At 64.4% G+C, this 22,598-nt stretch carries 15 protein-coding genes; 6 read left to right on the top strand and 9 right to left on the bottom strand.

Going from position 1 to position 22,598, the window contains the following annotated elements; genetic code table 11:
• Positions 1–36: 36 nt before the first annotated feature.
• The 4 genes from AB0O52_RS04545 to AB0O52_RS04560 form a co-directional block, all read right to left on the bottom strand.
• On the bottom strand, positions 37–1,701 hold the full coding sequence (locus AB0O52_RS04545; RefSeq protein ID WP_364534015.1) for an anchored repeat ABC transporter, substrate-binding protein: 1,665 nt from the start codon (positions 1,699–1,701) through the stop codon (positions 37–39).
• Positions 1,698–6,623 (bottom strand): TIGR03773 family transporter-associated surface protein, encoded by a 4,926-nt coding sequence (locus tag AB0O52_RS04550; protein WP_364534018.1) that lies wholly within the window; start codon positions 6,621–6,623, stop codon positions 1,698–1,700. Before AB0O52_RS04550 ends, AB0O52_RS04545 begins: the two co-directional genes overlap by 4 nt.
• 134 nt (positions 6,624–6,757) lie before the next feature.
• Entirely contained in the window at positions 6,758–7,384 is a 627-nt protein-coding gene (locus AB0O52_RS04555; RefSeq protein ID WP_364534021.1) for a hypothetical protein, read from the bottom strand.
• A 477-nt stretch (positions 7,385–7,861) separates the two neighbouring features.
• Positions 7,862–8,935, bottom strand: coding sequence for a GTP-binding protein (locus AB0O52_RS04560; RefSeq protein ID WP_364534024.1), 1,074 nt, complete (start codon positions 8,933–8,935; stop codon positions 7,862–7,864).
• 669 nt (positions 8,936–9,604) lie between these two features.
• On the opposite strand from AB0O52_RS04560, the gene AB0O52_RS04565 reads away from it, so the two are divergent.
• The 6 genes from AB0O52_RS04565 (at position 9,605) to AB0O52_RS04590 (ending at position 17,520) form a co-directional block, all read left to right on the top strand.
• A complete protein-coding gene (locus tag AB0O52_RS04565; RefSeq protein WP_364534027.1) occupies positions 9,605–11,152 on the top strand; it encodes a sugar transferase in 1,548 nt (515 codons plus the stop codon).
• Positions 11,153–11,362: 210 nt separating this feature from the next.
• On the top strand, positions 11,363–12,433 hold the full coding sequence (locus tag AB0O52_RS04570) for a glycosyltransferase (protein ID WP_364534030.1): 1,071 nt from the start codon (positions 11,363–11,365) through the stop codon (positions 12,431–12,433).
• Positions 12,430–13,938 carry a lipopolysaccharide biosynthesis protein gene (locus AB0O52_RS04575; protein ID WP_364534033.1) on the top strand — a complete coding sequence of 503 codons (1,509 nt, stop codon included), beginning with the start codon at positions 12,430–12,432 and terminating at the stop codon, positions 13,936–13,938. The genes AB0O52_RS04570 and AB0O52_RS04575 overlap by 4 nt, the downstream gene beginning before the upstream one ends.
• A 2-nt stretch (positions 13,939–13,940) precedes the next feature.
• Positions 13,941–15,185, top strand: a complete 1,245-nt coding sequence (locus AB0O52_RS04580) for a glycosyltransferase family 1 protein (RefSeq protein ID WP_364534036.1) — start codon at positions 13,941–13,943, stop codon at positions 15,183–15,185.
• A 68-nt stretch (positions 15,186–15,253) separates the two neighbouring features.
• Positions 15,254–16,675: an O-antigen ligase family protein gene (locus AB0O52_RS04585; protein ID WP_364534039.1), complete on the top strand. Its 1,422-nt coding sequence runs from the start codon at positions 15,254–15,256 to the stop codon at positions 16,673–16,675.
• A complete protein-coding gene (locus AB0O52_RS04590; RefSeq protein WP_364534042.1) occupies positions 16,663–17,520 on the top strand; it encodes a chain-length determining protein in 858 nt (285 codons plus the stop codon). Before AB0O52_RS04585 ends, AB0O52_RS04590 begins: the two co-directional genes overlap by 13 nt.
• Positions 17,521–17,561: 41 nt before the next feature.
• Here AB0O52_RS04590 and AB0O52_RS04595 read toward each other — a convergent pair whose 3' ends face one another.
• Genes AB0O52_RS04595 through AB0O52_RS04615 form a run of 5 tightly spaced genes read right to left on the bottom strand, consistent with a single transcriptional unit; the run spans position 17,562 to position 22,578 of the window.
• The gene (locus tag AB0O52_RS04595; protein ID WP_364534045.1) at positions 17,562–18,680 is read right to left on the bottom strand and encodes a DegT/DnrJ/EryC1/StrS family aminotransferase; all 1,119 of its coding nucleotides are present in this window, start codon (positions 18,678–18,680) and stop codon (positions 17,562–17,564) included.
• Between the two features lie 24 nt (positions 18,681–18,704).
• A complete protein-coding gene (locus AB0O52_RS04600) occupies positions 18,705–19,370 on the bottom strand; it encodes an acetyltransferase (protein ID WP_364534048.1) in 666 nt (221 codons plus the stop codon).
• 3 nt (positions 19,371–19,373) lie between these two features.
• On the bottom strand, positions 19,374–20,519 hold the full coding sequence (locus tag AB0O52_RS04605) for a DegT/DnrJ/EryC1/StrS family aminotransferase (protein WP_364534051.1): 1,146 nt from the start codon (positions 20,517–20,519) through the stop codon (positions 19,374–19,376).
• Positions 20,516–21,514 (bottom strand): NAD-dependent epimerase/dehydratase family protein, encoded by a 999-nt coding sequence (locus AB0O52_RS04610; RefSeq protein ID WP_364534054.1) that lies wholly within the window; start codon positions 21,512–21,514, stop codon positions 20,516–20,518. The genes AB0O52_RS04605 and AB0O52_RS04610 overlap by 4 nt, the downstream gene beginning before the upstream one ends.
• Entirely contained in the window at positions 21,511–22,578 is a 1,068-nt protein-coding gene (locus AB0O52_RS04615) for a Gfo/Idh/MocA family oxidoreductase (protein ID WP_364534057.1), read from the bottom strand. Before AB0O52_RS04615 ends, AB0O52_RS04610 begins: the two co-directional genes overlap by 4 nt.
• Positions 22,579–22,598: the final 20 nt, after the last annotated feature.

The following is a 22,598-nucleotide window of genomic DNA, read 5'->3' on the forward strand; positions in this document are numbered from 1 at the left end:
GGTCGTTCGATTGGGCCTGCTTGTGGCTCGGCCGGATCATCGGGCTGCGAGGCAGTCGCGCAGCGAGTCGGCGTTGAACCGCATCATCTGCACGTAGCTGGTCACGTCGTCGTCGAAGGTGTCGCCGTAGATCGGGCAGACCCGTACGCCTTGTTCTTTCGCGACCTCGGTGAGGGTCGAGGAGCGGGCGGCGAGGTTGGGCTCCAGGAACACGGCCGGTACGGCGAGGGTGCGGATGGTCTCGGTGAGTTTGCGCCGGTCGGCCAGCGATGGTTCGGTGGCCGGGCTGGGGGTGACGAATCCGGCAATCCGCACGTGGTATGCCTCGGCGAGGTAGCCGAACGCGTCGTGCGTGCTCACCAGGTACCGGTTGCGCTCGGGGATGGAGGCGATGGTGTCGCGCACGTAGTCGTCGGTCGTCTCCAGTTCGGCCAGGTAGGCGTTCGCGTTCGCGGTGTAGTCCCGGGCGCCTGCGGGGTCGGCGCCGATGAGGGTGTCGCGGATGAGGTTGACGTAGGCCATGGCGTTGCGGACGTTCTGCCACAGGTGCGGGTCGATCTCCCCGTGCACGTGCTTGCCGAGCACCGCCTGTGCGAGCTGGTACACCTGATCGCCTGGCCGGCCGAGGAATCTGAACTGGCTGCCCGCTGGAACCTCGGCCAGTGCCTTGCTCGGCACGTCGATCACCACCTGATCCGCCGTGTATTGCTGCTGGGTGTGTTCGCCGCCGCCTTCGGGGTCGTAGCGGACCTCAAGCGAGCCGGTGTCAAGGTTCGCGGTCAGGTCGGCGTGCCCCTGGTTCAGCACGACTGCGTCCGGGCTTCCCGCTCGGGCGGGGTTGACGCCGACGGCGAAGGTGAAGGTCGAGGAGCCCAGGTCCACCGGGCGGGAGGTGTCGTCGACCTGTACCCGGGCCTGCAGGGTGACCGTGTAGATGCCGGGCTTCGTGAATGCCCAGGACAGGTGGGTGTGCGCGTCGACGGGCAGGGTCATCGTGTCGTTTTTGTACCCGTCGGCCGGGTTGAAGCCGTCGGAGGAGTCGAAGTACAGCTCGGTGTCGCCGAAGGTCCCCGTCAGGTAGGCGTAGACGTCGCCTGGCCCCGTCACATCGGTGGCGGAGAGCAGCACGTCCGAGGTGCGCGTCGCACCGTGTTGTTTGCCGTCACCGTGGGCGCGCAGGCCCAGCCACACCGTGTCCAGGTTCGCGTTCTCGACCAGCGGGATGATCTCTGCGGCGTACTTGACGGCCTCCTCCGCGAGCGACACGTTCACGGCCGTTTCGCGGAGGTTTGAGTCGAGGGTCTTGATGACGCTGTGCTCCTCCAGCAGCGCGTAGTTGGAAAACGCGACGTCCGCGTACACGACGTTGCGGGCGTCCCGCAGGCTCGGCTCGTAAGTGTGCGGGTCGCCGCCGTCCGGCACGAGAGAGGCGACCTGCACCCGGTCGCCGCCGACGTGCCCGACCAGGTCGCGCAACAGCCCGGTCGTGGTCACCACCTGCAGCCGGTCACTGTCCGCTGCGAGCGCGGACTTGCCCGCGCACCCCGACAGCAGCAGCGCCCCTGCGGCCAGAGCCGCCGCAGCAGGTCGGGGTCGTCCGCGACGCCGGCGTGTAGAACCGGGCGCATGGTCGGCGACGGTTCGATCGCGATCACCTGTGCCTTCGTGGAACTCGCCCGTGGCGTCATATGGGGCACTCACGCCGATACTCCGCCCCTCGCGCCTGATTGACGTCGCCACCACAGCGCTCCGGCACCGCCAGCGCCGGCGAGGAACAGCAGGCCGAGGATCGACAGCAGCAGCGGGACCGGGTTGCCCTGCGCCAGCGCAGTGAACGGGTCGGTGAAACCGCCGTCGTCACCGGTGGCCGACTTCCCCGGCAGCACCGTGCGCGCGGCCGCGGCCGCCGCGGCGGCCTGCTCGGCGGCCTTCATGGCACCGTCCTCGTCGTCGGTGAGCAAGACCGCGTTGGAGACGGTGCCGCAGCCGGTCCCCGACCCGCCGGCCGCGGTCGCCGGGTCGACGTTCCCGACGACGATCGTCAGGGTCTGGATATCGGAGGATGCCTGGCCGTTCGTCAGCGTCGCGGTCTGTGTCGTGCGGATCCGGTAGACGCCCTCGGCGGAGAACGCCCAGTTCGCGTGGGCGTGCACGCCGAGCGGGATGCTGTAGTTTCCGCCGTTGTTGAACACCATCCGCTGCACGCCACCGAAGGCGCTCGACAGGTACACCTTCACCTCGCCTGGCCCGCTAATGCTATCGATCGTCCAGGACACGGGGCCGCGGGTGTTGCCCGCGTTCAACGCCTCGGTGTTCCAGCCCATCCAGATCAGGTTCGGGTTCTGCGTCTGAGGTACCTGCCACACGCTCGATCCGGCCTGACCGACCTGCCCGTACCCGCCGGGCAGCGTGACCCGGCTGGAGGGTTTCAGCCACAGGATCGTGCCCGCCGGCTCCCGGTACACCTTCGACCCGGACGTGTCGTCGCCGATCAGGGACCGCAGCTTCCCTCCCACGATCCGGGACGAGTAGTCGACGTGCCCGGAGGAGAGGATCGTCGCGCCCGCCTTGCACTGGGTCGCCGTGACCTGCTGGGACGCGGGCGTTGCATCCGCTCCTGGTGCGCCGGGACGGGCCGGGGCCTGCGGGGCGGGGAGCAGGCTGAGGCTGTCCCAGCCGACCAATGCTCCGTCGCGGTCTTTGATCACGATCAGGTGGGCGGCAGTCGGAGTGTCTGCCGGAAGTCGTACTTGGGCGGCGCCGGAGGCTCCCACGTGGGCCCAGCCCAACCAGACCGGGTTCGTGGCCGAGTGCAGCCAGACTGACACCCATTGGCCGGCGTGTTCCGCGCCGACCTGCACCGTGACAAGCTGCCCCGGGGTGAACCCGTCGGCACCGTCCAGCACCTGCACGCCGCCGGTGTTCGCGTCCGTCAGCTGTGCCGGGTTCACGGGGGTGGTGTCGGCCGTGCCGGGCTTGCCAGGCGGTTCGGTGAAACATGCGGCGGGGTCGATGCCCTTCACGTTGACCTTGCCGACGGCGTAGGCGAGCACGAACGCATCCGACACCCGGGCACCGTTCGCGAGAGCCGCCGAGCGGGTGAAGCCGAGGCAGTAGACGCCTTCGGCGCTGAATGTCCAGGTGCCGTGCGCGTGCACATGGTCAGGGATCGTGAACCGGTCCGCGCCCGTGACCCCGTCCCGGGTGTTGAACAACACATTCGGCACTCCGAACACACCGCTCTGGTAGAGGGCGAACTCTCCCGGACCCTGGACCCGGTCGAGCTTCCAGTCCACCCCGCCCGGGATGAGGCCGCGGTCGATTTGCTCGGTGGACCAGCCCGGCCACAGCAGTCCCTCGTGCTGGACCTCCTCCACCTGCCACACCCGGGCCCCCGCCTTTCCGAGGAAGCGGAAGGCGTCCGCGCCGGGCACGGTGGTCTCCGCACCGGGCCGCAGCTGCAGCACCGTGCGGGACGGGTCCCGGTACGTGGTGTCCCCGGTGGTGTCGTCCTTGATCAGGGTTCGCAGCTTCCCGTCGATCAGGCGGGAGGCGACATCGACATGCCCGACGTTCAGGATCGTGGCCCCAGAGTCCGTCCGGGTCTGGTTCGTGACATCCCACACCATAGGACCCGGATCAGGGCGGGGAAGTGTGCCGGGATCGGTCGGTTCCGTGCCTTCGCCGCCCTCGGCGCACAGGGTGACCCCGGCCGGGGCTACCCCCGCGGCGAAGGTCAGGGTCTTCGTCACCTGGAACGACGCGCCTGCCGCGGTCTTCCCCGACCACGTCAGCGGCAGGCAGTACACCCCGCCCGCGCTGACAGAATGTGCCGGGCCGAACGCGGTGCCGCCGCGCAGCGTGGTCTCCGACGAGGCGGTCGCCGTCCTGGTGTCCAGGGCCGTCGCGAACTGATCGCTGACCTGGCGCGCGGTCAGCCACCAGTCTCCCGGGCCGGTGACCTTCCCCGTCCGCAGACGGACATCCCCCGAGAGGGCGGGGCCGTCGACCGCGGTCGCGATCCGCTGCGTGAGCGAATACCCATCGCCGCCCGGGTTCAGAGAGTAGACGACGTGCTCGGGGTTCACGTACTGCGTCGCGGTGCCGATCGGTCGGGTGAGCCCGGCGACGACGTCCATCCGGCCGCCGACCTCGGTCAGCTCCAGAGTGTTCATGCTCCCGTTACCCTGCGTCTTCGTTTCGGTGTAGACGGTGCGATCGGAGGACACCTGCTCGATCCGTTGCGGCGCAATCGGAGGGACGGGCTGGGCGCGCTCGCAGGGTTGCACGGTAGAGAGGTCGACGTCCCCAACCGCGACCGTGAGCACGCCGGACGCGACCAGGTCGCTCTCCGGGTCGGAAGCAGGGCGGACCTTTGCCTCGACCCGGAGGCAGTACACCCCCGGCTGAGTGAATGCCCAGTTCTCGTGGACGTGGGTACGTCCGATCGGGAACCAGGAAGAGACCCGGGTCCGTGAGTTCAGGTATTCGCTCGATGTGCTCCAGACCAGGACGTCGCCGGGTCCGGACACTTTCGACATTCGCCATGTCGCATCATGATCACTGAACCCGTCGGGCAGATAGAGCATGCTCAACCCCGGCCAGAGGGTCCGGTTCTGATAGTTTCCTCCCTGGGTGAAGCCGTGGTACGACGAGCCAGGTGGGCCGATGAAGGTGTAGTCCTGGAGCTCGTCCGGTTCGGGCACCCGGAAGGTGGCGTATTCACCGCGGCCGACCCAGACGGAGTCGGCGAGCGGGGTCAGTTCGGACGCCGGGCCATCCCCGGTCGCGAACTCCAGTCCTCCTTCACCGTCCTGGCGCAGCGCGAGGTCGAGGTGTCCTTTCTCGGACCACCTCACTGTGGGGTCGCGGTCTTCGGGATCCCGCGGGGTGGTGGGGTCCGTCGGACCCTCACCGGGATCACCGGTCTGTGCACACGGGCTGACTGTGGCGGGGTCGATCCCGACCGCGAAGGTGAACGTGGTATGGGTTGAGCGCGGGGTCCCGTCGGCCAGCACGGTGCTGGCGCGGACCCCGACGCAGTACACACCCGCGGCGGAGAACGCAAACCCCGTCGCCGGTGCCCCGCCAAGTTCACTCTTGAGGGTGTAGAACGGGTCGTTCATCCAGGACCACGGAGAGACCGGCTGTGCTTCATGTCGGCCACCGGGGCGGCTGTCCCAGAACGCGGCCCCACTCCCGTCCCCGTTCAACCCCTCATAGCTATCCGAGTACCGGTAGCTGGCGAGATAGCCGTCGCCGGTGGTGGTCGCGCCGGTGAGCTCGTAGCCGACCCCGAGTACGGCCTTCTCCTCGTTGAGCGCGTCACCATCGAGGAACGCGGCGAAATCCAGCACCAAATCGTTGGGCTGCGCCCCGCCGATTTGCGGTTCGTAGAGGCCGGCCGAGCGCCACAGACGCGTCCCCGGCTTAGCGATCCGTTCCCAGTCCTGGTAGGTCCCGCTGGTCGCCGGCCACCCGGTCCCGGGCCACTGGGCGTCCTGGCGGGGCAGGGAGAACACCGTTTTCGACGGGTCGTAGGAGGTGGTTCGGCCCCGGTCGGAAGTGATCACTCCCAGGTTCAACGCAGAGCCGGTCAGGGTGCTGCCGAGGAACGCGATACCGGAGTCGAGGACCGTGGTACCGGTCGTGGTCGACGGGAGTGGGGTAGGACCCTGCGCGGGGATCGCGTCCGGCTGAGGGCACGGCTCGATGGCGGCCGGGTCTGTGTCGCCGACAGCGACCGTCAACGCCACATCGTGGTTCAGGAAGGTCCCGTCGGTCAGCTGCAGGTTCGTCTGGAACGGCACACACGCCCGTCCAGGTTCAGTGAAGGCCAACGACAGGGTCTGTTGCGCCGGGTATAACGCTCCGGAACCCGCGGAGATCCGTACCCAGGGGTGTTCCACCTGCTCATGCGTCGTTCCCCAGTAGTCCGTGCCGCCCACGAGGAGTCCAACTCGGGGCTCGTTGGGCTGGAGTCCGAGACGGGTGTACACCTTGGGACCACCCAACAGGCCATACACAGCGTCGGTGGGGATGCCCGAGGTATCGAGGATGAGAGAGAGCGGGTTCGCGGTCGCGCCACCCCCGGCGGTGCGATACACCGCCCCGTGTTCCGGGGCGATCCGCTCCCAGGTCGCCGCGTCACCCGTGGTGCCCGGCCACGGTTCCGGGTTAGCCACCTGCAGCACGGTCTGCGCCGGGTCGAGGTCCGCGCCGTCCGCGTTCACGAGCCGGTACGCCACCCGTCCGTTCTCGATCCGGCTGGCAATCTGCACTTCCCCCGCCGACAGCACGGTGCGGTTCTGTGCCTCCGCCTGCCGTGTGGTCGTCGGAGCTTGAAGGGTCTGTTCGGGGACCGGTGCGGGCGTCGGCTCCGGAGCCCGCGTCGCCTCCGCGCTGGGGGTCGGAGCGGGCGTTGCCTCCGGGGTTGGTTCCGGGGTCGGAATGGGCGCTGGTTCCGACTTCGTGGCCCGACTCTCGGTGGGGGAATCGGGGGTGGAAGGAGTGGGGGCAGCCGTGATCGGTGCCGGGGCGGGTGTCTCCTCCGCCGTCGCGGGAAGCGGGGCCAGCGTCAAGGCGGCGGTCAGAGCGATCGCGAGGACCGGGCGAAGGTGCATGGGGCTTGGCTCTTCTCAGAATCGACGTGGTCAGGAGGGGTTCTTTTGCAAGGAGGTTGTGCGAAGGACAGGTGCAGGACCGACAAGGCTGTGGGTGGCGTGGCACGGGCCCGGCCACCCACAGGCCTCAGGATCTAGAAGGTGAAGCGATACGTGGACGAGGCGGCGTAGCTTCCCGCGCCGGGCACGCTTACCTGGACCTGGATGTCGGCCTGGGTTTCGGTGCCGGAGCCGGAGAACGTCCAGGTGAAGTGGTTGTGGAACGTTGCACCCGCCACCACTGACGGCGTCGTCCAGGACACCGTCCGGCCGGAGCCGGTAGCGGGGCTGTTGACGATCGTTTGCGTGCCGTTCTGGATGACCAGACCCACGTTCGCGGGAACCGTGAACGTAAACGTCGCGGTCTTCGCCGTGGTCGCGGTGTTCACGAACCGGATGCCACCACCCTTGACCGGAGTGGAGGCGAGTTCGTTCTCGTCGATGACCTTGCCGCTGCCGACGGCGAACCACGCGGTCGGGGATGTGACGGTGTCCCATGCCTCCACCGTGTGGTTGTAGCTCTGCAGGCGGGGCGCCTGCGCCTTCGACGCGGCGACGATGTCCCACTCGCCGGTTTGCGCGCCCGTCGCGGCGAACGCGGTGGAGTTGGCCCCATAGGTGACTGCCAGGGCTGCGAGCAGCGCTATGACGACCCGCGCGATCTTCGACGTCGCCGATGAGGGCGACGCCTGCGTCTTCGGGGAAACGATTGTGGTACTCATGAATGACTCCTTTGTGATTGTGATGTCCGACTGCGGATGGCGCTGCGGGTCACCGTCCCGTGCGCGACCCACGGCCCTCCCTGGGAGTGCGGTGGGTCAGATGGCGGGACGGTCAAAGGATTCGGTCGGAATACACGAACCGGGTGAGGACGAAACCGATGAGGTGGCGCTTGACCGGCGCCCACGACGATGTCGGCTTGCCCGACGTAGTCGACGCGGGAGGCCGAAGCGCGGTCGGGTCGCACCCGCACCGCGGCAGCGCCGCACGCCCGAGATGGCCGCGGCCATGTGCATGAACAGCGCTGCCGCTTGGAGCGGACGATTGGCGGCTTCCGGGCAAGGACAGCGGTAATGTCGTCATCATCCTCCCCCAAGGCCACGTCGCGTGTTCGCAAGATCGTAGCTTTAATAAGAATGATTATCAATATTAATTGGAGAGAGTTCCTGGGCTGGAAACGGATCTGGACTACGTCCGGCTCACGTGCTGAGGCGTCGGTAGCGTTGCAGACGTCGGAGGCCGTCCGCCGCTGCCGGCCCCTCGGCGGGGGCGAGCGCCCGTTGCAGACGCGCCCGGGTGGTGGATACGTCGATGTGCACGCCGACAGCCACCAGCTGATTCGAACTATGGTCCGCGAGCCTCCGGCCTGAAGACGTGGAGTTGAGGCCTGAGCGGGCGGAAGCCGGCCTGGCCCTGATGTGGATGGAGCGCCCAACAAGGTTGACGAGGTATGAGCGGATGGCGTGCCCGCTGTCGACGAACACCTCTCCCTTTATTCGGTACACCCCGTTCGGTGGGTTTTCGAGGAGATCGAGCAGACGTCCGGCGTCGATCGCTCCGCTGCTCTGCGCAGACACGGCTTCCGCATGTTGGTGCCCTCCGGTGTCGTGTTCTGCATGCATTTCCAGAAGCAGTGAGCGGATCGGCAACTCGTCTGCGGGCTCCTCCCGAACGGCCGAGTCGAACACCAGGGCGGGGTCGATGCGACCATGGCGTGCCCTGACGAGGTGCGCGTGCGGGTTGCGTTCGTGCACGCGTTGTGCGATTCGGGCGAGGGTATATTCCCGGGCCTGCGGGTTGAGTCGGTCGGTCTTGTTCAGCACGACCAGAGTGGCGGCGGCGAATCGGTTCGGGACAAGCGGACGGGTGTCGACGGTGTGGAAGTACTCGAGCGCGTCGACGACATCGATGACTCCGCCAGGTCGGACGCGTTCGACTCCGCTGGACCGGATGAGGCGGCTCAGGGAGACAGGGTCGGCGATCCCGCTGGCTTCGACAAGAATCACATCCAGGTCCAGTTTCGGGTTTGTCAGTTTCTGGAGCGCGGCCCCGAGACCACCGGCGTCGGGCAAGCAGCAGACGCATCCGCCCGCAATTGAGACCGGCTCATCAACCTGACCGATCACGAGGCCGGCGTCAATATTGATGTCGCCGAAGTCGTTCACGATCACGCCGACGCGTGCGGTTGGGTGTCGCAGTAGATGATTGACCAGTGTGGTCTTCCCGGCACCGAGGAACCCGGTAACCGCCACCACTGGCACCGTCGAGCTCATGGGATTCCTGCCTTTCCTTGTACGCGACCACGCGGCAGTGGACACTCCGTCGCCCCCATATCGTCTGTGGCGTCCCTGTTTAGCTGTCTAGCCGGACGCCGAATCCGTGCCGCAACCCTGAGTCACGGCCTCAACCGCGACCCGGATGGTTCGATTATTGAGAACGATTCTCATATACAATAGCTCACTCATTGGCACCGGGGGCGTGGCCTGGATCTTGGCTATCGAGGAACGAAGCTTGGGGCGCCGGACAGACGGAAACCCGAAACTTTTAAATAGCTCGTGCGTAAACACAGTGGCCTGGAACCTTTTGGTTCCGGGCCACTGTTCGTTTTTGCCGGGGTTCCGTCGCTTGGCGGCCGGTTCCGGGAAAAAGAGTACTCGAGTGCGATGCAGGTACGGCGGCCGACGTTTCGGGTGTCCTCGATTGGAAATGATAAGTGGGGGTCACTCGTGTGGGGGAAGTCGATTTTTCATAGCCTGAAGTTCCTTCGATTGGAAATTTCCGACGTCGAGCCAGCCAGACTAAGAACTTGTGGAAGAAGCGGGTGTCGATGTGCCCTTCAACACGGTTGTGATAATAGTGCGCTGCCAATTTGTGTCGAAAAGTGTGGCACCAATTGCCCCTCGGTATAGCGGGCAGGCTCTCCCAGCGAAGATGGTGCGGCCGTGAGCCCCTCGGAAGAAGCTGCAACGGGTGGCCTTGGGTTCGGGGTTCAAGCATCTTTCGTCAAAGATCCATTGTTCGACCGTTCCCGGCGCGACGGTAGGCGTTATGCCAGTGCCGAGTCCGGTGTGTTTTGGGCTCGCCGCTACTATCGTCTTTTGTGGCTCGTCGATGCCATAGTCGTTTTTTCCGTTGCTGCTTTCGCGCAGGTGGCCCGATTTGGATTCGAAAATGCCTTCGTTATTGTTGGCGGCTTTCCTGTGGGATATTTTCCGATTTCGCTTGCGATCGCCGGCGCTTGGATGGTCGCGTTGGGTGTCTATCGCAGCAGGGACAAACAAGTCGTTGGAATCGGCCCGGACGAGTATAAACGCGTCTTTAGCGCCACGATAGTCCTCCTCGGGCTGCTCAACATGGCGTGCGTTGTCTTCGAGATAGAGATCGCGCGCGGCTACGTTGCGCTCGTGTTTCCGTTGGGGTGCCTGGGACTGATGGCGTCCCGTTGGACGTTGAGGCGGTGGCTGACGCGCCAGCGGGTTCATGGGCATTACCTCTCCAGGGTCTTGGTCCTGGGCGCCCCCGAAGAAGTTCGATATGTCATCAACCAGATAGAGAAGAAGTCCGGACCGATTTACAAAGTAGTTGGCGTTGCCCTTCAGGGTCCGCAGCTGCCGCCAAGCCTAATGGTCAACGGAAAGGCCGTGCCCGTCGTCGCCGACATCTATTCGGTCGTGCAGGCGGTTGCGGCGACCGACGCCGATGCAGTCATCATTGCCGGGCAGGTTGAAGGCGGCAGTACTTACATTCAGGAACTCGGCTGGCAGTTGGAGGAAAGTTCAACGGAGCTGATCCTGACGACCGGGCTGACAAACGTGGCCGGCCCCAGGATTCATTCGCGTCCTGTGGAGGGGCTGCCGCTCATGCACGTTGAGCTCCCGCAATATGGCGGTGCCAAGCATGCGATGAAACGGGTCCTGGACATTGTTCTTTCGGCCGCTGCCATGGTCGTATTGCTGCCGGTTTTTGCAGTGCTCGCCGTTCTGATCCGGCGGGACAGCCCGGGGCCCGTAATTTTCCGGCAGGAGCGCATCGGGCGAAGAGGACAAACCTTCGTGATGTACAAATTCCGTTCCATGGTGGAGACCGCGGAGCAGGACCTGGCCGCGTTGCTCGAACACAATGAGGGGGCCGGATTGCTGTTCAAGATGGAACACGACCCGCGGGTAACCAGGGTCGGTAAATGGATGAGGCATTACTCCCTCGATGAACTCCCGCAGTTCCTGAATGTGTTTCTCGGGCACATGAGTCTCGTTGGTCCCAGGCCGCCCCTTCAGCGGGAGGTCGACGGCTACGAGAGGCACGTCCACCGTCGGCTCTATATCAAGCCCGGACTGACCGGAATGTGGCAAATCAACGGCCGCTCGGAGCTTAACTGGCAGGACAGCGTCCGGCTGGATCTGTATTACGTCGAAAACTGGTCGATCGTTGGCGACATCATCATTCTCTGGCGGACGGCGCGGGCGATGATCCGGCCCGTGGGCGCATATTAGGCCCCACCTACAGGCGGTGTCCCTGCTGAGTGGTCATTCCGGCCGGGACGAGTGGCGGTTGAAGTCAATTCAAGTGACAGGTACTCGCGCCCCACGGGGGCGGACGTCCATAGGCTGAAGCCAATGTTCGATCTGGCTTTCGGCCTTGGTCTCAACTGGAGGGGACGCTCTAACCATGAAATACGTGGATGCGGGGCAACCATGAGAATCATGAGACCGCGTAGCGCCCGGAACAAAGCTCAAGTGACCGTCGTCGTACCTTGCTATAACTATGCCCAATATTTGCCGGCCGTGACCTCGTCAGTATTGTCCCAGGCCGGCGTCGATGCACGGGTGATACTTGTTGACGACGCATCGACCGATAATTCGGCCCAAGTGGCCCGCGATCTGGCGCAATGCGATCCTCGGATAACCGTGGTGGTCCACGAACGAAACATGGGTCACATAGCCACCTATAACGACGGTTTGTCGCGTGTGGTCACCGAGTACGTCGCTCTCCTTTCGGCAGACGATTTGCTGGCCCCGGGAGCCCTGTCCCGTGCCACTGATTTGATGTCCGCCAACCCGCGGGTGGGGATGGTCTACGGGAGGCCGCTGGAATTCTCCGATGAGAATCAGTTGCCCCGTGCCGCCGGCTCAAGGTGGCAGTCGTGGACCGTTTGGGCGGGTCACGAATGGATCTATTGGGCCTGCTGGCGGGGGAGGTGCTTCATCTTGTCCCCTGAGGTGGTCATGCGCACCGAGGTCTTGCAACACGTGGGGTTTTACAACGCACTGCTGCCCCATTCCGGGGATTTGGAATACTGGCTCCGCACCGCTGCCCATTGGGATGTCGGCAGGATCAACGGGCCGATCCAGGCGTTCTACCGGGTCCACGGCGCCAATATGCATTTGATCTCGTTTGCCACCATGGTGGTTGATCTGCGGCACCGGCTCGAGGCGTTCCGGGTGCTGCTGACGTCGGAGGTCTTGCGCGGGTTACCCCAAGCGGACAGACTGCTGGACCGAGCCCGGCGAGCATTGCGTCGTGAGGCCCTCATTCTCGCGGCCCGCACACTCGACTCAGGTGGTTCGGCCACGGACGCTTCGGCCCTGCGAGATTTCGCGTTGCGAGTCTGGCCGGGGCAACCGGCGTCGTTCCGGATCCGTGGAGTCCGCTGGCGTTTGGTGCGGGCCGGTGAGGGCAAACCGCCGCTTCTCTGGCAGCGGACTGTCGAAATGTTCCGCACCCAGTTGGACCGCGTGCGTTGGCGTGCTTGGCGGATGGTGGGGATTTCATGAGCGCTCCAGCAGAAGGGACCGGCACGCTGTCTGCCAGGCTGCGCAGGGGCACGCTCTGGGGCGCCCTCAATGTTGGTCTATCACGCGTCCTTCAATTCATCACCACGCTTGTGGTTGCCCGTCTTGTTGCGCCGGAGCATTTCGGCGCCTTGGCGGTGGCGCTCGTCGTGCAGGTCATTGCAGTGAACATCGCCGAGCTTGGCGCCACGGCTGCCCTCGGCCGCGGTGACCGTGATCCGGATGAGATCGCTCCGACTGTTTTTACCATTTCGCTGGTCACGAGCGTGCTGCTGACTGCGCTGGTGATCCTGCTAGCACCCTCGCTTGCTGCCGCACTGGGCGATTCCGGTGCAACCCCGGTCGTTCAGGTCATGGGGTTGACGGTTTTGCTCTCTGGAATGACGTCCGTCCCCACTGCACTGATATGGCGGGACTTCCTGCAGAAGCGCAGGATCCTGGTTGACGTATTGAACAGTTTCGTTGCCTTGGTCCTGGTCGTTCCCATGGCGCTGTGGGGCTGGGGTGCGATGGCCTTGGCACTCTCACGGGTGGGAGGACAACTGACCGCGACCATCGGTTACTGGATCATCAGCCCGAAGCGTTACTTGCCAGGTTTCAATATCGTCGAGGCCAGGGGGATTCTCCGCCTCGGGCTTCCACTGGCGATGGCCAATCTGGTCGTGTTTGTCACGTTGAATCTCGATTACATGATCATCGGCCGGGAGCTGGGACCAGTGCAGCTCGGGTTGTATTTGCTGGCCTTCAACTTGGCGAGTATGCCCAGCAGCGTGATTACCGCAGTTATCCGAACCGTTGCCGTGCCGACCTTCGGCAGGCTGAATGCGAACGGAACTCTCGCTGTGGCGGCGTTGAAGGTCACGGCCGGAATTGCCTACATCGGCTTCCCGGTCTCGGCCCTGCTGGCAGGGCTCGGCGCACCCCTTATCGTCGCCTTCTACGGCGACAAATGGATTGGGGCAGCCGTCGCGATGGCCAGTTTGGGAATCTTCGGGGCCGCGAGGATCCTCTCAGAGATGTTCGCTGATCTCTGTGTGGGTGCCGGCAAGACCGTTGGCCTGTTCTGGGTCCAGGTCATTTGGCTCATTGCCCTTGTTCCGGCGATGCTCATCGGCGTGCGGCTATGGGGCATTGCAGGCGCCGGGTTCGCCCACGTCGTCGTGACCTGGTTTGTGGTCATTCCCGTCTATCTCGTGCTGGTCGCGAAATCCACCGGTGCAAGAATCCTGTCCCTCTTGGGTACGTGCTTCCCGGCTGCAGCTGCGGCCGCTGTTTGCGGCATCCTTGCGTGGCTGGTGGCCGCCCGGATCCCGGTTGCTCTTCCCTCGGTTCTGGCCGGAGCGTTCGCCGGCCTCGTGGTCTACGCCCTTGTCACCTTTCGCTGGGCGCAGGCGCTGCTCCGTGATATCAAACAAGCATCCGCAGGCGAGGCCACCCTCGGGAATCCCGTATTGGCCGGCACTGACCGCACAGGAAACAGGAGCTGACCGTGCCCTCCCGCATTGACGCAACCCGGTTGATCTCGCACCTCAGGAATGAAGGTTGGTCCAGTTTCGGCCGGCGAGGAAGTCGACGGCTCTTTCAAGCTTTGGGTGAACGGCTCTCCTGGGCAGAGTTCGATTTTCCCTTACGCGAGGAAGACATCGCGGACTCCGGCAATCTGCGCTTACCGGCACCGCGGCAGATCCTGAAGGACCAACTCCACATCGGCTGGGTATGCACGCCACCGGCCGCCGGATCCGGCGGACACACGACGCTCTTTCGGATGGTCCAAGGCCTGGAGGAACGGGGCCACCGCTGTACCTTGTTCCTCTACGACCGGTATGCGGACGATGTGGCGCGACACGAAGAAGTCATCCGCCGCAACTGGCCCGGGATGCGGGCAGAGGTTCGAAGCGCCACCCAGGGCATGGAAGACGCGGACGCCGTTGTTGCGAGCTCATGGGCGACCGCGCACGTCGTTGCATCCCGCGTGGTCAGTAGGGCCCACCGCTTTTACTTCATTCAGGACTATGAGCCCTTTTTCTACCCGCGCGGCACGTTCTATGCGCTCGCCGAGGACACCTACCGATTCGGTTTCAGGAACATCGCCCTGGGGAAGATGATCGCCGGGGTGATGGAAAACGAGGTCGGGATTTCCCCGGACGCGATTGTTCCGTTCGGCTGCGACAATGACATCTACCGGATTCTTCCCGAACGCGACGGCGCATCGCGCAGCGGCGTGGTTTTCTACGCTAAGAAAAACGTGGACCGCAGAGGCTATTTGCTCGCGAAGCTGGCGTTGGAGCGGTTCCACCAGGCCCACCCGGAACAAGAGATCCACGTTTACGGGGACAAGGTATCGGGCTGGTCCATCCCTGTCACGGACCACGGAAACCTGACTCCAACACAGCTGAACGAGCTCTACAACCGCACCCTCGCAGGTCTGGCCATATCCTTTACCAACATTTCGTTGGTTCCGGAAGAACTGATGTCCGCGGGCAATATCCCGGTGCTCAACGAGTCCGCGTATTCCCGGGCAGTCTTGTCCACCGATGATGCCGTTTGGGGACGCCCCACCCCGTGCGGGATGGCGGACGCCCTGGCAGCGGCGGTGGAGGCCACCGACGTCGAGGCGAGGGCTGCCCGAGTGGCCGCAAGGGAACGTCGGGACTGGGAAGAAACCAAGAAGCAGGTCGCTTCCATCATTGAGACAACGTGTGCCGAGGTTCTTACCGGGGATCGCGCCTCGTGACCGCCAGCCAGGAAATGTCCGGGACGAGGAGCCGGAGGAGGGCCAAGCGGCCATCCCGGAGCCCTCTGGTGTTCCCCGAGCCTCCCATGGTCACGATGCTCGATTTCGACCCTCGGACGTCCACGCCTGGCCGTACTCCGCTTTTCCTACGGGTCGTCGCGTTCAGCATCTTCTTCTTTCCCTCAAGCATGGTGCTGGCGCCGGTAGGGGCCGCGGGAACGATGCCCTTGATGCTCGCGCTGATCCTCTTTGCATTCTGGTTTTGCTCGGTGCTCTTTGGCCTGCACGACCCTTTCAAATTCCGGCATCCAGGCAGGATCGGGCTGGCCCTGCTGTTGTTGGGCACGTGCGCTTCCTACGTTGCGCTCTACTTGGGCTTGACCGGCGGCAGCTCAATAGCGGCGCGGGCGGCCTCGGATCGATGGGTGATTTTGCTTGTTGCCAGCGCCGGAATCATCCTTGTCACGGCGGAGGTTGTCCGGACCATCGGGGACGTCCTGTTACTGATCCGGGCGGTACTGGCGGGGGCCTTCTTTTGCTGCATGGTGGCTGCGGTCCAGTTCATTTTCCACATCAATCCGATGGATTGGTTCCAACTGGCGATGCCTGGGTTTACCGACAACGGATCGGGCACGACATTTCAAGTCCGTGGCACGCTGGTCCGTGTGTCAGGCAGCACCTTTCACTCCATCGAGTTGGCCGTGGTGTCCTCCATGCTGCTTCCGCTCTCAATCTGGCGGGGCCTCTTTGATCCGGTGGGCAGAAAATGGCTGCATTGGACCGGGACGGGCCTCCTGGTGTTTGCCATCGCCGCAACGGTCTCGAGGGCGGGCATTATTGGACTGTTGGTCGGGATGATTGTCTTCATTCCGTTCCTGCCGCAACTGGCCCGGCGCTGGGCATTCCTCGTCGTTCCGATTGCCGCGGCCGGTCTCTTCCTCGCGGTGCCGGGCCTTATCGCTACGATCGCAGGTTCGTTCAGCACAGCCGAAAGCGACCCGTCAATTTCCACGCGCACCAACAACTATCCGCGTGTGATCGAAATGGTTGGCCGGAACCCGATACTTGGTCTTGGCCCCGGCAACTACATTCCGGATAACGCTTTGCACATTCTGGACAACCAATACCTGAATTCTGCGGTCACCCTGGGACTCGTGGGCCTGGTCGCCATCACCGCCTACTTTGTTTTGCCAGGAGCCATTACGGTGAGCGTCGCCCGCCGCGCCCGCTCCCAGGCACTGAAATGCCTCGCGGGTGCAGTGGCGGCCGGCGGGCTGGTGGCAGCGGTGTGCTCGCTGACGTTCGATTCCTTGTCGTTCCCGGTCTTCGCGCTGACCTACCCCCTTTTCGTCGGGTTGGCCGGCGCCGTCTGGCTAATGGTCAAACGCGAGATCGAATTGTTTGGACCCCGCAATGGGAATGGTCCACCGTTTCGGAAGACACCAGTTTCGGTACATTCCACCCCGGAAGGAAGACGATGGATCCCTTAGCAGTACTCAAGACACTTTGGCACTACAAGTCTGTTACTTTGCCGGTACTTTTCATTACGCTCATTGCGTCAGTCTACGTTTTCCAGTTCGCGCCCCGTTCCTACGAATCCACGACGACGTATGCCCTGATCAACCCGAATATTCCGACCGAGGCCGACAAAACAAAGAATCCGGCGCTCAAGGATCTCAATTCAAGCAATCCGTATTTGCGTTCATCGGATCCCACCCTGGTTGTACAGGTGCTGATCACCCGCCTCAAGGACAGTTCGACAGCTGACCAGCTCACCGCGGAAGGGCTTAGCAAACAATATGATGTCACCCGTGATGCGGTCGGCGGACAGTACTCATTCCTCGTTGACATCACAGGGGTCAGTTCGACGCCGGACCGCGCGATCGCTACGACGCGGCGGCTGGGGGAACTGCTTACGGAGGATCTTCGCACTATCCAGAAGATCGACGGCGCGGACGATACCTATCTCTTTTCGTCGCTGGTCGTCGCATCCGCGGACAAGGCCACCGAGCAGTTTTCAAGCCGCCTGCGCTCCCTTATTGCCGTCCTCGTGGGCGGTGCGGTCCTGATGTTCGGGGCCGTCTCCATAGCCCGCGGGCTCGGATTGGCACGCCGGAAGAAGGCCGCATTGCATGCCGCCGCCGCGTCGGACGCCGGAGGCAGGCCGGAGCACGATTCATTGTCGTCGGACGGAGGATCCACGGCGGGTGGGTGGCTCAGTCCCGAACTCGACGCGATCCCCACGGTCCGGGGCCGCCGTCGGGACCCGGGGGCACACAGCCGAGAGACCCGGGAAGTTCTTGAGGCTGAGTCGGTGGGCGAACCGTCGCGATGACGGGATCCGGCGAACCGGGAGGGCAGCGGGCCTCCCGGACGCTACAGGGCGTCCCGAAGAGTCTCAACCACGAACTTCTGCTGCGCGATTGTAATGTGCGGGTGCAGGGGCAGGGAGAGAATTTCGCCCGCTGCGCGCTCCGCCACCGGGAAGGAACCTGGGCCGAGACCCAGGTGGGCGAAGGCCCCGCTCAGATGCAGGGGCGTCGGGTAGTGGATTCCCGCTCCGATTCCCGCGCCGTTCAGGCGGGCAAGGACGCGATCACGGTCTGGCACCCGGATGACGTACAGGTGCCATGCGTCGTCATTGCCCTCAGCACTGATGGGCGCGGAGGCTCCGGGAACATCTTCGAGCATCTCGTTATATCTTGCTGCGGCCTCCCGGCGGGAGTCATTCCAAGCCGACAGGCGCCGAAGCTTGGCATTGAGGATCACCGCCTGGATCGTGTCCAGCCGTGAATTGAAGCCGACAACGTCGTGGACGTACTTCGTCGCACTGCCGTGCGCGGCAAGCATCCGGACGCGGCGGGCTATTTCAGGGTCGTCAGTCGTCACCGCGCCGGCGTCCCCTGCGGCGCCAAGGTTCTTCCCCGGGTAGAAGCTGGTTCCCGCGGCCGCCCCCAGGGATCCCGCCGGACTTCCGTGCCGGGTTGCGCCCTGGGCTTGTGCCGCGTCCTCGATGATCACTGCTCCACAGGACCCTGCCAGGGCGCGCAGCTGCTCGACGGGTGCCGTCTGGCCGAAGAGGTGGACCGGAACTATCGCCTGCGTCCGGTCCCCAACAGCTTCCGCCACCTGCGCGGGATCGATGAGCAAGTGGACCGGATCCACATCGACGAACACGGGGGTGGCGCCAATCCGGACCACGGCTTCCGCAGTGGCGATGAAGGTATTGACCGGCAGGACGACTTCGCAGCCGGGTCCCACTCCTGTTGCCCGCAGGGCAAGTTCCAGCGCGTCGGTGCCATTGGCGACACCTATGCAGTGGTCCACGCCTAGCCACGCTGCGTAGGCTTCTTCAAACTGCCCGACGGCGGCCCCTCCTATGAACGCGGTGGTCGCGAACACGCCCTCCAAGCCGCTGAGGACCTCGCTCTCCACATCGGCATGCTGTGCCGCGAGGTCTACCAGGGGTATGTTCGCCGCCAGGGATGCATCCATCAGCTGTACCTTCCGTCTGTGGCTCTATGCGGGTTGTTCTTGTTGGTTGTCATTGACGGGCAAGCGGATCGGAGCCGCGGGTACGCCTGCCCAGGTCTCACCGGGCGGAAGGTCCTGCAGCAGTACTGCGCCCATTCCCAGGGTTGCCTCGTCGCCCACGCGAACGCCCTGGCGGACAGAGGATGCCATGCCCAGATAGGCGGCACGTCCAATATGCACACCGCCTCCCAGGGTCACGCCCGCGGCAATGGTTGCGAAGTCCTCCACGACGTTGTCGTGCGTCAGCGTTACCTGCGGCATGGCGACGACGTGCGTCCCCACGGTGACGTCGGCGGTGAGCACGACATTGCTCAGCAGGATACTTCCGTGGCCCACTGTGAATCCTGGCGGCACCCGCACTCCGGGGTCCAGGACCGTTGCGAAGCGCTCTCGAGTGATGCCCTGAAGTGCCAGGCGCTGGACTATCTGCTGCCGCGCGGTTCCTGAGCCGACACAGACCAGGAACTGGGTGTAGTTGTACAGGGCGGCGTCCTCGATGGTGCCCAGGACGGTAACCCCGCCAACGAGCCTGCCTTGGATGATGGAGGAATCGTCGAGGAAGCCGACTACGCGGTACTGATCAGAGCCCCGGATGACGGCCAGTACTTCCCGGGCCAGTCCACTTGCGGCGATCAGCATCAACTCCTGCACGGTTCACCGTCCCCCGGTGACCGCGGCGCGCACGGAGTGCACAACCCTTGCCTGTTCCGACTCGGTCATTTGATGGAAAACCGGAAGGATCAGGGTATTGTCCGTGAGGCGTTCGGTGACGGGGAGCGGCGCCCCTCCTGTGTCCCGGCCCCGATAGGCCGGCTGGCGATGGGCCGCCATGATTCCCCGACGGGCTGATATTTCATCCCCGGCCAGATGTTCGAGCAGGCCTTCACGGTCGACGGCGGATCCGGGGAGAACCTCCAACCAGAAGGACTGGAAATTACTGGTACCCCAGGCCGGGTCCCGCACCACGCGCATCCCCTCGACATCCGCGAACTGCTTGCTGTACTCGGAGGCAATTTCCCGGCGTCTGCGGACTACCTGCGCCAACTTCTCCAGCTGGACCAAGCCGACGGCGGCCTGCAGGTCTGTCATGCGGTAGTTGAAGCCCGGTTCCAAATACTCTTCGGCGGGCGCCAGCACGGAGGCGTGCCGGGCGCTCGCGGAGACACTCATTGAGTGCTCGCGCAGCCGGCGGGCACGATCAGCCCAGTCCGGGTGCGGCGTGGTCAACATGCCCCCTTCGCCGGTGGTGAGGATTTTCCGGGGGTGGAAGGACCACGCGGTCACGTCAGCCCCCGCTCCCACCGGCAGGCCCCGGTAGCTCGATCCTGCGCCGCAGGCGGCATCCTCAATCACGACAATTCCGAGCGGGTCGCACAGCAGGCGGATGGAATCCAGATCAACTGGAACTCCACCCTGGTCCACGGCGATGACAGCCCTGGTACGGTCGGTCAGCGCGGCGCGGACCGTTTCCGCGGTGAGGTTGCCGGTGGCCAGGTCCACGTCGGCAAAGACCGGCCGCGCGCCTACATAGGTGGCGGCATTCGCGGTGGCGATGAAGGAGAACGACGGAACGACGACGTCATCGCCCGGGCCGATGGCGGCGACGACCAAGGCCAGGTGCAACGCCGTCGTGCAATTCGAGGTGGCGACCGCGAAAGGAGCATGTTGGCTGCGGGCGAAGGCCGATTCGAATTCGGACACCCGGGGACCTTGCGCGACCCAGCCGGACTCGATCGTTGCGCTGACGGCGGCTACTTCCTCTGCTCCGAACCACGGCTGCATGACATTGATGCGGGTCATGAGGACACCCCTGCGGTTCGAGTAGCGGCGATTTCCGCTCGAAGGGGTTGCCACCACTGCACCAGCTGCCGAAGCCCGTCGTCGAGGGAGACTTCCGCCGCAAAGCCCAGGTCTGAGCGGGCCGCGGCGATATCCGCCAGCCTGCGGCTCACGCCGTTGACCGCCCGTTCAGGTCCATGCTCCACGGCAAGGTCGGAGTCCATGGCGCGCAACAGGGACTGCGCGAGCTGCAAGAGGCTTGTCTCCGTTCCGCCGGCGACGTTGTAGACCCCCTCCGTAAGGTCGCTGGCGGCCGCGAGCAGGTTGGCCCTCGCGATGTCGCCGGTGAAGACAAAGTCCATCGTCTGGCGTCCGTCCCCGAAAATCAGCGGAGGTTGGCCGTCCGCAATTCGCTCCATCCAGCGCACCAGGACTTCGGTGTAGAGCCCGTGGACATCCATGCGCGGACCGTAGACGTTGAAGTATCGCAATGCTACGTAGTCCAATCCGTCCATGGCGCGGAAGCTGCGCAACATGCCTTCGTTGAAGGACTTGGCGGCACCGTAGAAGGTGTCGTTGTTGTGGTGATGATGCCGTTCATTGGTGGGGAAGCTTTCCGCCAGGCCATAGACGGAGGCGCTGGAGGCGGCAACCACCTTGCCGACCTTGTGCGCAACAGCGGCTTCGAAAACGTTGAACGTCCCGTTGACCAGGACCTCCAAGGCGAGCCGGGGCTCTTCCGCGCACTGGGTGATCCGGATGGCGGCCTGGTGGAAGACGAGGTCCTTACCCCTGGTCACATCGTGGACGAGGTCCCGGTCACGCAAATCGCCCTCCACCAAAGCGACGCGGCCGCTGCTCAGCGCATCGCTCAGGTTGTCCCGCCGCCCGCGCACCAGATTGTCCAGTACGTCGATGCGGGCGACGCCGGCGTCGAGGAGTTGATCCACAAGAGTGGAACCTATGGTCCCGGCACCTCCCGTGACGAGAACCTGTGCTCCGGCCAAATTGCTCACGCTGTCTCCTCAAGCTGAAGTTCGGCGCCGTCAACGAGGATGGTGCGACCATCCTCGGCCACGCTTCGCGACGCAGCCTCGAGCACTGACAGGACGCGCAGGCCTGCCGATCCGTCGGTGCGTGAGAGCCTCTCTTCACGGATGCTGGCCGCGTACTCGCTGACCATTTGGCCGAGCGGTTCATGTTCGGGCAAGGCGGGGGACCAGGTGTCTCCCAGCCGGTACGAGATTGTTGCGGCTGTCCGGTTGGCGCCGTCGGAGGGTTGATGCTGGAGATTGACGCCTCGATCGTAGAGGCTCAGCCGCTGCTGTGGATTCAGGTCATCCCAGACCAGCGTCCGCTTCGATCCGCCAATGACCATCTGGCGGATCTTGGTTGGGCTGAGCCAGTTGACGTGGACGTGCGCCAATCCTCCGGCCGCCAGCGGAAAGCTCAAATGACCCACACATGCCCGGCCGGCACCGAGCGGGTCTGCGCCGTGCGCCGAAACATGGGCGGGCTGCAGTCCTCCGGGAAGGATGAAGTCCAGGATCGAGAGGTCGTGCGGGGCGAGGTCCCAGAAAACGTCGACATCAGGCTGTATCAGGCCAAGGTTGATCCGGACGGAATCGATGAAAAGAATGTCGCCCAACGCCTCGTCAGCGATAAGTTCCCGGATCTTCAGAACAGCCGGCGTATAGCAGTAGGTGTGATCTGCCATCAGCACCAGTTCCTTTTGCCGGGCGAGCTCCACCATCTCCACACCTTTTTCGCGGCTATCCGCAAGTGGCTTCTCGACCAGCACATGCTTCCCGGCCAGCATTGCCGCGAGCGCAATCCGGTGGTGGGTGCGTGCGGGTGTCGCGATAGCGACGGCTTCGAGGTCGGGCCACGCCAGCAGCTCGTCCAGATCCGTCACCACGGGTACGCCGCCTACTTGCTCGGAGACAGTCCTGGCCCGGTCGGCATCGAGATCGCAGATGGCCGCAAGATCCCAGTCGCCGCTGATTCTGAAATTTCGGGCCAGATTCGGCCCCCAGTAACCTGCCCCGATCAGCGCAACTCGCAGTTTCCTGCTTGTCATGGTGGTTGCTTCCCTTCATC

The sequence above is a fragment of the Arthrobacter sp. NPDC080073 genome, from assembly GCF_040686575.1.
Lineage (GTDB): Bacteria > Actinomycetota > Actinomycetes > Actinomycetales > Micrococcaceae > Arthrobacter.